This window comes from Sessilibacter corallicola (genome assembly GCF_021290925.1).
Lineage (GTDB): Bacteria > Pseudomonadota > Gammaproteobacteria > Pseudomonadales > Cellvibrionaceae > Sessilibacter > Sessilibacter corallicola.
The window spans coordinates 1543360-1557917 of record NZ_JAJSLX010000002.1 but is presented as its reverse complement, the minus strand read 5'-3'; the positions used below and the strand labels follow the sequence as shown (position 1 = coordinate 1557917).

Genomic DNA, 14558 nt, shown 5'->3' with positions numbered 1-14558 from the left:
CACTCAATAAATAAGGATTTACGAAATAGATCGCCCTATTACACCCCCTCTGTTACACCATGCCAAAATAATCATTATTCAAAAATAAAAATTGCGGCTCAACGTTAAAGTTACAACAGAAGCTTAGCGTTAAATTTTTATACATAGCATAAATTATTAGATTAATAGCGGATGCTTATTATTTGAATCTGTCTATTATCTTGCTCGACAATACTAAAATTTGTCTTTTAAACCATAAAAATTAATCTTTAAACGCTAATAATAGAGATCTGTAATACGGTAAATATCAATCAATTTTGATTGAAATACACAGCCTTGATGATAACTTTGAATTTCCCGCGCAATACCAATACACTCGTTTTCTACTCGGAGCGTTGTTATTGGTGTTTATAGGATTTATGAAATATCTAACTTACACAGTGTGTGTTTTTCTTTTTGCATTCTTTTCTCAAACCGGCGCTGCCGATACTCATTCCAAAATGGAAGCTTGGTTTAAAAACTTTAAAACCACAGCAACACCGCAGCAAATGTATAACTTTGTTAGAGCGCTGCCCAAAGGCGGTGACTTACATCACCACTTAACAGGGTCAATGTACAGTGAGTGGTGGTATGAACTCGCCTCAAACCCAGCCAGTAATGGCGGTTATGAGTACTTCACACGGGTCGAGCTTTTACCTTGTCGAGGTTATAATTCTGACGAGTTTTCACCGAATAGTCAGTTTTTTTATTTTAAAACCATCCAGAAATCGAATTACGAAACGCTATCAGCCTGCGAGAAAAGCACTTACAAATCACTCTCTGAATTATCCCAAAAGGAAAAAAACGGATTTTTATCCAGTATTCGCCTTGATGAACCGCACGAAGACAGAAAAGAGTTTTTCGAACGTCATTGGCAACGTCTCGGCGACATGACTCGCAATCCCATTATTCGCTCAAAATTATTGTTGCGAAAAATGCACTCCTACAAACAACAAAATGTAACTTATCTGGAAACCATATCAAACCCAAGCGGGTTTGTTCATCCAGATGGCTCATACATAGCGCCTGAAAACGTTTTAACTGTATTTAAAGACATGCTGAATTCCCCCGAGGCAAAAGCAACAGGTGTTACCGTTCGCTTCCAGATTTCGATATTACGTTTTTCTGGTTTTGCCGAAAAAGCGTTGGTTTCAGCATTTGAGTTTATCGATAACAATCGCGACTATTACGTCGCTATTAATTTTGTTGGCCGAGAAGACGACGGTCGCGGCCACCCTTTGCGTTTCTTAGAAACCTTGCGTGAATTACGCTTACATTTTCCGAAAATCAATTTATCCATTCACGGCGGAGAAAGTGTAGAACCTAATAAACACGTAAAAGACACCCTGTTAATCGGCGCGACTCGAATTGGTCACGGTTTAAATTCAATTATGGACCCAGACACACTGCTTCTGTTGCGAAATGGAAAATACCTAATTGAAACCAACTTAATCAGTAACTATAAACTGAAATACATTACGGACTTTAAAAAACACCCCTTCCCCGAATACTTGCGCGTGGGTATTCCTGTGGCTCTTTCTACCGATGATAACGGCATGTGGGACAGCACCTTCAGCGATGAATTTTATGTCGCCATTAAAGAATACAATCTCTCTTGGCAAGAATTAACTGAGATGATTACTAATTCAATTGCGTTCAGCTATCTTGATGACACCAGCAAACAAGAACACATAACCCAACTCAACAAATCCTTGAAAAAATTCATGAAAGCCAGACTTGCGAATAAAAAGCTGGCCGATGTTACTCCTGAACGGTCATTTATTTGCGAGTACGACAATCAACTGTGTGAATCTTAAAGATTAACAAGCCATTATTAACACATCATTATTGCATGGCTTGTTAATTGCTTTTATCACGATTTACAGCTTGGTATGAATAAAGTTAAAAAAGGAAAACGTGTGAAACTTGCATTACATCTTTTATTGTTGAACCTGGTTGTTGCATCACCAAACCTACTGGCCGAATCAACACCAATCAAAGTCAACGTATTTATCGCCTCTATGTTTGAAATTGGTGACAACACAGGCGATAAAGCCGGAGAATTTCAATACTGGTACGACAGCTATTTTAACACCGAAAAAGCCGATCAAAAGCAGTATCGAATTCCCATCGTTGGTGCTGAAAAAGAGGTTTACTGCAACAGCAACGGAATTTGTGGTGCAGTTTTAGGCATGGGAAAGGTAGCCTCAGCCAGTTCTATGCAAGCTATTTTACTGAATGAGCGTTTCGATTTCTCTGATGCCTACTTTATTTTTTCAGGCGTTGCAGGTACACCGCCGTCAAAGGGAACCATTGGTGACGTCAGTATCGGAACCTACGTTGTCGACTACGATTTGGGCCATCGATGGGCCAGCGACGAAGTTAAATCCGGCGCCCCTTTATTCACTCCACGTAACGGCTATGAAGCCATACGCTGTTACAAAATGCCTGAGCATTTAGTGTCATTTGCTAAAAAAGCAACAGAAAAAATGATTTTGGCAGATTCGCCCGATGCCAAAGCGTACCGCTTACGTTACCCTGATAAAGAAGCTCGACGAGCGCCAAAAATAATCTACGGCAGCCATTTTACCGGTGACACTTTTTTTCACGGCCCAGGCTTATCCAACGAAGCACAATACATGTCCGAACTCTATCGAGTTGACGACTATGTAATTACTGAAATGGAAGCGTCTGGCTTAATGCAGGTTTTAGTGCGACACGGATTCGCCGATAAAGCCATCAGTTTGCGAGCAGCGGTGAATTTTGATCAAGGACACCCTAAAGAATCAACTCTAGCTCACCTTGATCCTGCGCCAGGTGAAACCGCCGGAGGATTTGATCAAGCACTGCAAAACATGCACGCCGTGGGTTTAGAGTTAATTAATGGATTAGCAAAAAAACCTTCTGCATTAAAGGTGAGCTTAAAGAAAGCAGCCACCCCAACCGATGACAGCTGCACAGTAGATACTGAATTATTGATTCAACCGAAAGACTACTAGCGTTATATTTAACAAAAAAATGGGCCGCAACATGATAGTACAACGCATTCGAAAAACGCTTACGTTGTACTATCACACCGCGACCCCAACTTCCCCCGATTATGTGCTACAGCGGGCTGCTTCACACACTTCAATAAATTCAATAACGCTCAACTCTGATTAAGACTGAGAAACTGCTCTTTCGGTGGATAATAGTGCTTCGCCGTTGTCCGATTTTTTCGACAGTTCCCTCTTTTCAAAATATTCGTTAAGTTTGTCATCGGCTTGTTCGCCAAAAAGAATTTCGCACGCTGTTTTTAAGCCCGGCGAATTGAGTAAATCTTCGTTTCGAACCACCAACGCAACTTTTGATCGTCGTCTGAGAAAATCATCCAATTTAACAATCATTTCTCGCTGGGCGATAAATTCTATTTCTGCCCGTAAGTACTGGGTGTTTTCAATTAATATTTTGCCCGATTCAGGTCGTTCTTGAATAATATCCAACACAGTAAATGCTTCGGCACCGTATCGACGCCATAACCGGCTCGATAGAGGTTCAGGTGAAGAGGAATCCGTTAGCTCGTCCAAACGAATTGATTTTGCGCGATTAATGAAATCCAAACGTACAGACTCATTCGGCTCGCCATACCATTTCGTTCCTGCCGCCGGTAAATCAATGCCCAGCTCGTGAACAATATCAGAAATTTCATCACCCACATTAATGCAGTCGGTTAACTTACCGCCAAAAATACTTAAGTGTTTATCTTTATTGTTTACATCAATTGCGTGCTTACGCGATAACTTTACCCAATTGGCAATCCCATCCCCGCTTTTTTGCGCTAGCGGACGCACACCGCAACGTTCGGAAATAACATCGTCTTTGGTTAAAGGCTTATCAAGGTTTAACAACGCATTAACATTATCGAGAACAAATTGCCGATCTTCTTCCGTCACTTGTGTTATTGGACTCTCCACTTGTGTGTCCGTTGTTCCAATACAGGTTTTCGGCCCCATTGGGATCACAAAAAATAATCGTCCGTCGCTGGCAAAAAACGCAAGTACGCGCTCCTCTTCGGTCAGCCGATCAACAATCAGGTGAATGCCCTTGGAAAACAAATGCTGGTGATCCGTGTTTTGTTCCGTAATTTGATTGTGTTGATCAACGAACGGACCGCAAGCATTAATTAATACTTTCGATTTAATCGTAAATTCTTTACCAGAGGTGTTATCTCGCGCTTTGGTATGCCAAACACCATCAATGCGTTCAGAACCAAGCGATTCAACATAATTTACTGCATCACAGCCGTAATCCATGCTGGAGCGAATAAAGTTAAAAACAAAACGCGCGTCGTTATCGAAGAGATAACAATCGGAATATTCAAAACCGCCTTGAGCGTTGGATGTATCGATAATAGATTCCAGTTTATTGAGTTTGTTCACCGAATGGTAAGCGGGAGCCCGAGTGACAAATCGGCCAAAAATCCAGTAGAGAATCGTGCCCATAAAAACCAGTGGCGCGGGATAACGAAAGCCATTGGCAATGGTGGTTAAGAATCGAATTTCTCGAACCGTAGACGGATAGCTCTTCATTAAGTGGTTACGACTTTTACATAATTTATTCACCAGTAAATATTCGTAACTCTCTAAATATTTAATTCCTCCCCACGCAAGATTCGACGATTGAGAGCTGGTTTCTGCGGCAAAATCGCTGCGATCAATAAGCGCAACCTTTGCACCTTTGGCCGCCAAAGAAGCAGCCGAAACCGCGCCGTTTATGCCACCGCCCAAAATCAATACGTCGTAAGTATCACGACCGAGTTTCTCAACACTGTTATTCCTGAGATTCATTTCCTACTCACTTTTGAATGACTCGACCCACCGCATCGCGCCATCCGGTTAACAGATGTGCTCGCGCCTCAGCAGTCATAGATGATTTAAATTCTGCATCCCGTCGCCAATTAGTAGCGAGTTCTTCGAAGTTGCCAAATATTCCGGCTTTCATGCCACTTAAATACGCCGCTCCCAGCGCCGTGGTTTCTAAAATGGCCGGCCGCTCTACGTTCATATCCATAACATTGGCGAGAAATTGCAACAGCCAATCGTTTGCGACCATGCCACCATCAACTCGCAAAGACGTGGGTGTAATGCCATCTTCGGCCATTGCGGTAAATAAATCCGCGGTTTGATAACAAACCGATTCGAGTGCTGCCCGCACAAATTCATCGGGACCGGTTGCGCGTGTTATACCAAAAATTGCGCCGCGGGCATCGGGCTCCCACCAAGGTGCGCCAAGCCCGGCAAACGCTGGCACTAAATACACACCGCTGTTATCGCTTAGGCTGCTCGCCATGCTCTGGGAATCTTTAGCACTGGCGATTAAACCCAAACCGTCGCGCAACCATTGAATCGCCGCACCCGCGACAAAAATAGAACCTTCAATGGCGTAGGTTGTTTCACCGTTAAGCTGGTACGCAACCGTTGTTAATAATCGGTTTTTTGAGATCACCGGTTGTTGACCCGTATTCATCAACACAAAACAACCTGTACCGTAGGTACTTTTTATCGTTCCAGTGTCGAAACAACATTGACCAATACTGGCGGCTTGTTGGTCACCGGCAACGCCATAAATTGGAATGCTACGGCCAAAAATATCAGGCGCAGTCATACCGAAATCGTCGCTCGAATTCAGTACCTTCGGTAATACCGCAGCGGGCACGTTAAAAAGTTTTAACATGTCTTTATCCCATTCACCGCGATGAATATTATAAAGACTGGTGCGACAAGCGTTGGTCGCATCGGTAGCGTGAACCGCGCCGTTGGTAAAACGGTTTATCAAAAAACAATCCACTGTACCAAACGCCAATTTACCGACCTCGGCTTGTTGTCGGGCACCGTTAACATGATCGAGAATCCAAGCAATTTTTGACGCAGAAAAATACGGGTCAATTAACAACCCTGTTTTTTGTTGTAATTCAGTCTCAACATTGTCGCGCTTGAGTTGTGCGCAAAACTCTGAGGTACGACGATCTTGCCAAACAATGGCGTTGTATAGAGCTTGCCCAGATTGACGATCCCAAACAATCGAGGTTTCTCGTTGATTGGTAACGCCGATAGAGACAACATGAAACCCTTTTGCTTCAGCGTCTGCAAACGCTTGACGCGCCGCGGCTAAAGATGAACGCCAAATAATTTCTGGATCATGTTCTACCCAGCCGGAATTTGGGTAAATTTGCGGAAACTCTTGTTGCGCAATCGCAATAATATTTGCCTGACCATCAAAGGCGATGGCTCTGCTGCTGGTGGTACCTTGATCAATAGCAAGTACACAGGGCTTTTCGTACACGACGTTGTTCTCCACAAACAGAATTCTTCGGTAATCTATAACGCTAAATTTTTGTATGATTGATGCCTAAAAAATAACTAAAAAAGTGACACATCCCTGCGTCTAATATTTTCTGGGATCAACTACATACACTCATAGATTCAGCTATTTCATTGACGTCACGTGGTGATCGTCATTTGATAATTTTTTTACTTGGCCAAACACCAATTCTGTATGACCACCGAAGAGAAAACGATTGGCAATTAACGCAATAGCAACACAACAAATCAACGTAACAAACATTAAGTGAATATAATGAGTTGGTGTCCAAACAAAGGTGAACACTGCGTATTCCAAAACGCCGACTACAACTGCAATGATTGCGGCTCGGGCATCAACATTTTTAAACAACAAACCAACAATAAACGCAGACAGAATCGGCATGCTGAGTAGCCCGTTTAATTGTTGAAGTAAATTAATAATACTCACCGCACCACTGTATACGGGCACCAATAGCAGCGCGATACAAACAAAACCCATGGTAATAACGGCATTCAGTTTGGGCACATTGGCAACTTTGCCAAAATATTTCTCGTGAATATCACACACATACAATGCGGTGGAAGAATTTAAAACACTGTTGAAGCTGGTTAATACGGCAGCGGCAATCGCAGCGGCAAAGGCGCCGGATAACCACATAGGTAACACGTCACCGACAATTCTTCCATATGCAGCATCACCAATATTTCCGTACAATTTATAAGACACAATACCTGGCAATACAATCAACGGCGGAACAATCATTAATCGAACAATGGCTGCAACGTAAACGCCCTTTTGACCTTCTTCTAAACTCGGTGACGCCATTGCTCGCTGGGTGATGGTTTGATTGGTGCTCCAGTAATAAGTCTGGATAAAAATCATTCCGGTGAATAACGTAGTCCAAGGAATGGGAGAATCTTTATCACCAATTAACGTTAAACGCTCAGCGGGAATACCCGAGAAATCAAAATTAATTGCTTTTAACGCTAAAAACACCACCAACAAACCTAACCCCAGCAACAAAACACCACTGTAGGTATCAGAAACCGCAACCGCTCTTAATCCGCCAAAGACCGCATACGCTGCGCCCACAAGAGCAAAAGCAACTGCCAGAACAATAATTGGTAAGTCAACATTAAACATGGTTTGCATGAATAACGAGCCGCCGTATAACATCACCGGCAAATAAATAAAAATATTACCCAATAAAAATAAAATACTTACCAAAGCGCGAATACGGTGGTCTTTGTAGCGTTTTTCTAACAATTCGGTTGTTGTGGTACATCCGTAACGGTAATAAACAGGAAGAAAAACTTTTGCTAATATAATCAGACCGATAACTGCGGCAAATTCCCACCACACTAATAGAGCCATTTGGTTGCCGTTCATTCCAACCAATTGATCGGTACTTAAATTTGTTAAGGTGATTGAACCTGCAACAAAAATCCAAGAAAGCCCACCCCCAGCAAGAAAAACCTCTTTGTTTTCACCTTTGACCGAATGATCTTCGGATTTTTTTGCATCGCGACATTTGAAATAAGTCGCCAGACCAATCAGGCCAGAAATCAGAAAAAAGACCGCAATTTGTAGATACTGCATGTCCATATTATTTACCTCTATGGGATCTAAACCTCAGTAACTCACTTATTCAGCAGCAATGAGTAGTCTGAATTATAGGAACCTATAATTAAAAGGTTACTTGATACAACAAATGTTGCAGTCTATTTATTATTAATGAGTCATACATTGTCTACAACCTAGGAAAGCAATCCTGCTCTCCTAGGTTTTCACTTGTATTCGCTAATCGATCTTAGAAAGAGCCACGAATACCCAGTGCAAATCGACGACCGTTTTCTTCAAAGGTTTGCAAGCGTGAACGTGTGCCGGAATAAACAAACAGTGCTTCATCACCTAAGTTTATGCCTTCAAAAAACACGGTCAGTGAATCTGAAACTTCATAGCTTGCCGTGAAATCAATTTGCATATATTCATCAACTACTTCGGTAAAACCACTCTCACCAACGGTTGTTTGAACGTAGTCACCACGATTATTCACCGACAAACGGGTAGAGAATCCGTAGTTTTCATAAAATGCGGAGACATTCCATGAAACATCTGAAATATTCTCTAAAGTAGACGTTTGTTCGGTAAGACCATCGACACTGCTGTCGGCAAAGGTAATGTTGGCCAACATGCCCCAACCGCTATCCCACAAGTACTGACCGGCTAATTCAAGACCGTAAACATCGGCGTTATCCGAGTTTTCAGGCTGGGTTGCATCAAACTCAACAAAGAAGCTCTGATCGGTTACGGTACCATCTGGAATGTTGTTGTTTGGATCTTGGTCCGTGCTTGGGCCCACATCAATCAACGTTGGCGTGGTCACGTTAGAAACAAAACCGTCAATGGTTTTATAGAACACGGCCGCAGACGCATTCACTCGATCACCAAAATATTCAAGAGATAAATCAAAGTTATCGGCACGAATTGGGTCGAGTTCAGGATTACCGCGAGAGATCGATTCCAATCCAACGTTGGTAGAAGGAATTGAGAACGCAGTGGATAAATCAGTCAAGGTAGGTCGAGTTAATGACTGCGACCAGGCTGCGCGCAAATACAGGCCGTCATCCAAGGTGAAATTAATATTAAACGACGGTAATACATCAAAATATTCATTAGAGAATGAAACTGGCGTGGCTTCACTTCTTAAAAACGTTTGGTTACCCGCCCCTTGATCAATTCGACCAATAATTTGGTTTTGCGCACCGATGGATTCGGATTCGGTGTAAGCAAATCGAACACCAGCGTTACCATTCCAAGGAATTCCGCCTAATTCACCAGCAAGGTTTGCCTGGAAATACGCACCGATTACCGTTTCTTCAACCACTGTCGATTCCGCCGGACGGAACAAGGGTACTAATGCATCAGAAGCGCCAGGAATAGCACTGCCGGCATACAACTCTTCTAGAAAATCCGCATCAAAGGTAACAAAGCTTCGAGCAATATTAGCACTTGTTGCATCTAAAATATCGGGATCGTTAGTCGGAGCACCGTTAGCAAAGAAGGCATCAAATACTTCTGGGTTTACATCGCGCAGTGCGGTGTTATAACCACAAAAGAAACAGTTGGTTGGGTTATTATTGATTGCCCGACTTTCTTTTTCACGATCTGTAAAATCAAAACCAAATTGCAATGATGTTTCTTCATCGAACTCAAATAAACCATCGAGTTTAATGGAGAAGATTTCATCATCGATAACGAAACTGGAATCTCGCGCGAAGTGCGCTCTAAAATTATCTGGGTCTAATTGATCCAACGGAATCTGATTCGCAGCAGCCAACGAAGCGGCGTCGGTCACTAAGCTGTCGGGGCCGGTGAATGACAGATTAGGAACTTCGTCTCCAGGAGAAATTGTCGCTTCTGCACCGCGAACACCCACAACAAAGAAACGACCACTGCCATCGTCGGAACCAGTATCATCACGAGTACCGTCTGCGTTTGACCAAGAAATATCACCCGTTAATGATAAACGTTCATTAATTTGGAATTTACCATTTAATCCGAGCGCAATGGTGTCGGCATCAGATTCGGTAGAACGCGCTAAGAAATCGTTTACCAGGAAATTACTCCCATCTGGAGCCGATCGGTAAGTCGCATTGGTAATAGCTCCGGCATCGTTAAATTGAACGCTGCCTGGCTCTACCAGTGAGGCATCGAATGGAAAAATAGAGTAACCAACCGCAGTTGCTGGACTTTCGTAATGAGAATAAAGCGCGTCAAAGGTAATATCGGTATTAATATTCGGCTGCCATTGAAGGGCAAATGTACCGCTGTAACGCTCGCGTTCTTCAGGGCTTGATAACACCGACAGTGCTGGAATAAATAATCCTTCGCCGCCGGGTGCAATCGGAATTGCATCGTTCGGGTCATCAATGCTACCAGAGGTATCCACGTCAACCTCAAAAAACCCGAGTGCTTCTGCAACATCTGATCGTAAATCGCGTTTTTGATACGCAAATGAAAATAATGCACCGAGAGTATCATCGTTAAAAGAATTACTGACAATACCTGAAAACTTTGGACCGAATTCATCGGAAAGCTCATCGTATTGACTGGCAACGGAACCAGCAATATGAAGGCCCGGATCGTCCAGAGGTTTGGCCGTTTCGACATTAACTCGGCCACCAATACTGCCGTCACCTAAAGACGCAATGGAGGTTTTATTAACGGTTGCTGTTCGAATTAATTCCGAAGCAATAACATCAAAGCTGAATTCTCGGCCGCGGTTTTCGGTAGCGAGTAAGCGACCGTTAAAAGTAACCGCGTTGAATTCTTCGCCTAATCCACGAATCGTCACAAATTGGCCGTCACCACCACGTCCGCGAGTAATAGCAACACCAGTAATTCGTTGAAGAGATTCGGCAACGTTTGAGTCTGGAAATTTACCAATATCTTCTGCTGAAATTGCATCAACCACACCGTCGGCGTTCTCTTTTAAATTCGCAGCCGATTCCAAACTGCTTCGAATACCGGTAACGGTAACTTCTTCGAGGATGTTTTCTTGAGCGTAGGTTGGTAGAGCAATCAAACTTGATAATGCCAAGGCACGCACAGGTAATTTAACAAACGGATTTGACCATTGAACGCCCTCATGTGAAATGTATTTAATGCATTGCGCAAGTTTGTGCTTCTTAAACGCAAATGATAGGTTTCGGTTTTTTATTTTTATTTTTATTTTAGTCATCACTAATCTCCACCAACTCTATTATTAGGTTGTTTTGGTATTGAATTATATTGTCGAAGAATTGAATGCGTTATTTCTTATTTTCAATCCAGACATAACATCTTTAAAAACAGACAGTTTTTACAGAGAGCTTTAAACACTTAATTCTTAATCGATTAAGAATAATAGTTATTATTCACTCTTTTAAGGCTAAACAACAAGCGGTAACCAGGCTTAATTTAGACTTAATTTTTGTACCGAATAAAAGTGGTTTAATACGTTTTCTGTTAATTTTTAGAGCTAACTTTTAAAACAATAATTATGTTCAAAATACTGATTTAATCGTCATTCTTTAAAACTAAAGATAGATCTTTTTGAATGTATTCTTGGGAATTTAACGATAAATTACCAAGAATTATTACTGACGAAATTTTTATAGTACTTGGCTCGTCAATACGTTAATTTGTTCGGTGTTATCCGTTTTGAATGGACTGCAATTATTCTTATTTATTAAAACTAAAGAACACCACACTCTTCTTTAGATTACTTTTGTTTAAATAATCTTCTTAATCCATTAAGAAACTGATCTAATATTCGCCTAATCCGAGAACCACTACAAGTGCTCAACTTTCTTAATTTTCACTTAATTTACAGCAAAAAATACCGCTAAAAAGAAGATAAAATACTAAGGGCAACTTTCGCGAATCATTAGTTCAGTAGCCAAAACCAGGCTTTTTTCTTCACGCATACCAAGAAAAATTTCAGCGGCAATGGTGCCTTTATCTTTGCTCTGTTGATGCACTGTAGTGAGTGTTGGATGCTGCGTATGAGATTCGGGAATATCATCAAACCCAGTAATTTTTACGTCTTCGGGAACACGCAGTCCCAAATGACGCGCCGCCTGTAACGCCGCCAGTGCAATTCTGTCACTCATGCATAGGAGCACTTCGGGCCTTGGATCAGACATGAGCGCTTCTTTTGCGGCTTGATAACCCTGCTTGTGGGTGTTGTCGGGAATTTGCCAAATCATCCTCGGATGAATGGGCGTTTTGTAAGCTTTGGCCGCGTCTTGAAAACCGCGCAAGCGCTGAATAGTGATGGTCGATTCAGCAAACAGCAAACCTTCTTCTAAACGGCAAACTCGATTCTGATCATTAATTCGTAAACCCAGTATGGCTGCGTGCCCAGAAGAAGACATAGACGCTAATGCGTGTTCAGCACAGGCGAGCGCACCAGCGTAATTGTCGATGTTAACCGAAACACAGCCTTCGATTTCAAAATCAACGGTAATAATACTTTTATGCTGGCTGATTAATTGATCCAGCTTTTGAGGTTGCGGCGGCCCGTAAACAATAAAGCCATCAACAAAGGATTCGTAGCCGCTGGTTAACTTAACGTGATCGCGCGATGGCATAACCAATAAATTGTATTCGCGCTCTTCAAATACCTCAGCCAAACCTTGCAAAAATTGATGCGCAACAGGATCGGAAAAGCTGTAGCTCAGGTAGTTGGATAACATAACCCCAATAATTCCAGTTTTACCTGTGCGCAAACTGCGCGCGGCGGCATTCGGTCCGGGATAACCAATAACTCGACACTGATCGAGAATGTGTTCACGCAATTCACGCGACAGTTGGCCCGGCCGATTAAATGCATTGGAAACAGTAGCGTTAGAAACCCCCAATTGTGCGGCCACATCTTTGAGTGTTAATTTACCTACCGTTTTTACCACCGTGCAACTCCTGTTTTTCAGTAAAATTACATTGTTTATCGATTGATAGTAGACAACCTTTTATTAAAGGAGCCAGTGATTAAACTCTAAAATCAATCGGAAATTTCTGCAAATAAAGCCTCGTACGGACCCAAAACAATGGTTTCATCTTCTATAGACCCATGAAACCCGTGACCTGTTAATAAGCTTTTTATACCAACCGTTAATGGGCTGCGAAGCGTATCCCCGGTCATATTCAGTGCAACCAACAGTTTTTGCTCCGCACAGGTTCGAGTCCACAACAACATTTCACCTTCGTCACTCAGGATTTCGATTTCACCATTAATTAAAGCGGGTTGGCCTTTTCGCCAAGTAATTAATTGTCTGATCGAATTCAATGTACTTTCAAGTTGATTTTCTTGTTGATCAACCGATAACCCTAAATGACGTTTATCAACCGGCAACCAGGGTTTTACCTCTGAAAAACCACCGTTTTCAGAATCACTCCAAACCATGGGTGTGCGACAACCGTCTCTGCCTTTGTATTTCGGCCAAAATGGCAAACCGTAAGGATCTTGGATATCGTCGTAAGGAACGTCAGCTTCGGGCAAGCCCAACTCATCGCCCTGGTACAAACAAACGCTACCACGCAATGACATCAGCATCGCAACAGCAACACGAGAAAAGTGGAGACCCTCATTGTCACCCCAACGGGTGGTGTATCTCATCACATCGTGATTAGAAATGGCCCAACACGGCCAGCCATCCCCTATTCTTTCTTCAATGGTAGAAATCACACCGCGAATGTAATCGGCGCTGCAATGTTCTTTAAGAAGATCAAACGTGTACGCCATGTGCAATTTATCGTTACCCGATGTGTACTGAGACATAATCACCAAAGGGTCGTCGGCACTGATTTCTCCAACCGTCGTGGTGTTTGGGTAATCGTTTAACACATTGCGTAAATCACGTAAAAATTCTAGATTTTCCGGCTGGCTAATATCGTAGCGATGACGCTGTAGACAGTAGGGATTATCCGATGATACAGCTAAGGTTTTTGGCTCGTCCGTTGGCGTTGCTGGGTTATCTTCCAACCCTTTGCTGTGGTAATAAAAATTAACGACATCAAGTCGGAATCCATCAACACCCATGTCCAACCAAAAACGAGCATTCTCTAATTGGGCTTCGCGCACTTGTGGATTGTGAAAATTTAAATCGGGTTGGCTGTCTAAAAAGTTATGCAGATAATATTGCTCACGACGAGAATCCCAGCTCCAGGCCTTACCACCAAACAGCGACAACCAATTGTTCGGAGGCGTTCCATCGGCTTTCGGATCTGCCCATACATACCAGTCGGCTTTAGGGTTTGTACGATCTTGTCGGCTTTCCGTAAACCAAGCGTGCTGATCAGAAGTGTGGCTGTATACCTGATCAATAATCACTTTTAAATTCAACGCATGAGCGGTATTTAATAATGCTCGAAAATCTTCGAGAGAACCGAAGGTAGGATCAACATCACGATAATTAGAAATATCGTAACCAAAATCTTTCATGGGTGAGGTAAAAAAGGGAGAAATCCATATTGCATCAACACCTAAACTGGCAATGTAACCAAGCTTAGAGGTAATGCCAGCCAAATCACCCATGCCATCTTGATTGGCATCGCAGTAGCTGCGTGGATAAATTTGATAAATGGTTGCACCTTTCCACCAAAGAGAATTTTGGTCTTTCGTAATAATGTCCACTGTCATACCTTCATATTTT

The 14558-nt window shown here is 42.5% G+C and carries 8 protein-coding genes; 2 read left to right on the top strand and 6 right to left on the bottom strand.

What is annotated here, in order from left to right; translation table 11 throughout:
* Positions 1-398 precede the first annotated feature (398 nt).
* Positions 399-1835 (top strand): amidohydrolase family protein, encoded by a 1437-nt coding sequence (locus LU361_RS13990; protein ID WP_233089453.1) that lies wholly within the window; start codon positions 399-401, stop codon positions 1833-1835.
* A gap of 102 nt (positions 1836-1937) precedes the next feature.
* On the top strand, positions 1938-3017 hold the full coding sequence (locus LU361_RS13985) for a purine nucleoside permease (protein WP_233089452.1): 1080 nt from the start codon (positions 1938-1940) through the stop codon (positions 3015-3017).
* A 159-nt stretch (positions 3018-3176) separates the two neighbouring features.
* Here the strand turns inward: LU361_RS13985 and LU361_RS13980 are convergent, their stop codons facing one another.
* The 6 genes from LU361_RS13980 to LU361_RS13955 form a co-directional block, all read right to left on the bottom strand.
* On the bottom strand, positions 3177-4844 hold the full coding sequence (locus tag LU361_RS13980; protein WP_233089451.1) for a glycerol-3-phosphate dehydrogenase/oxidase: 1668 nt from the start codon (positions 4842-4844) through the stop codon (positions 3177-3179).
* A gap of 7 nt (positions 4845-4851) precedes the next feature.
* Positions 4852-6339: a glycerol kinase GlpK gene (gene glpK, locus LU361_RS13975; RefSeq protein ID WP_233089450.1), complete on the bottom strand. Its 1488-nt coding sequence runs from the start codon at positions 6337-6339 to the stop codon at positions 4852-4854.
* Positions 6340-6483: 144 nt separating this feature from the next.
* The gene (locus LU361_RS13970) at positions 6484-7965 is read right to left on the bottom strand and encodes an SLC5 family protein (protein WP_233089449.1); all 1482 of its coding nucleotides are present in this window, start codon (positions 7963-7965) and stop codon (positions 6484-6486) included.
* Between the two features lie 205 nt (positions 7966-8170).
* Entirely contained in the window at positions 8171-11104 is a 2934-nt protein-coding gene (locus LU361_RS13965) for a TonB-dependent receptor (RefSeq protein ID WP_233089448.1), read from the bottom strand.
* Positions 11105-11768: 664 nt separating this feature from the next.
* Positions 11769-12815, bottom strand: coding sequence for a LacI family DNA-binding transcriptional regulator (locus LU361_RS13960; RefSeq protein ID WP_233089447.1), 1047 nt, complete (start codon positions 12813-12815; stop codon positions 11769-11771).
* A 92-nt stretch (positions 12816-12907) separates the two neighbouring features.
* Entirely contained in the window at positions 12908-14539 is a 1632-nt protein-coding gene (locus LU361_RS13955) for an alpha-amylase family glycosyl hydrolase (protein WP_233089446.1), read from the bottom strand.
* Positions 14540-14558: the final 19 nt, after the last annotated feature.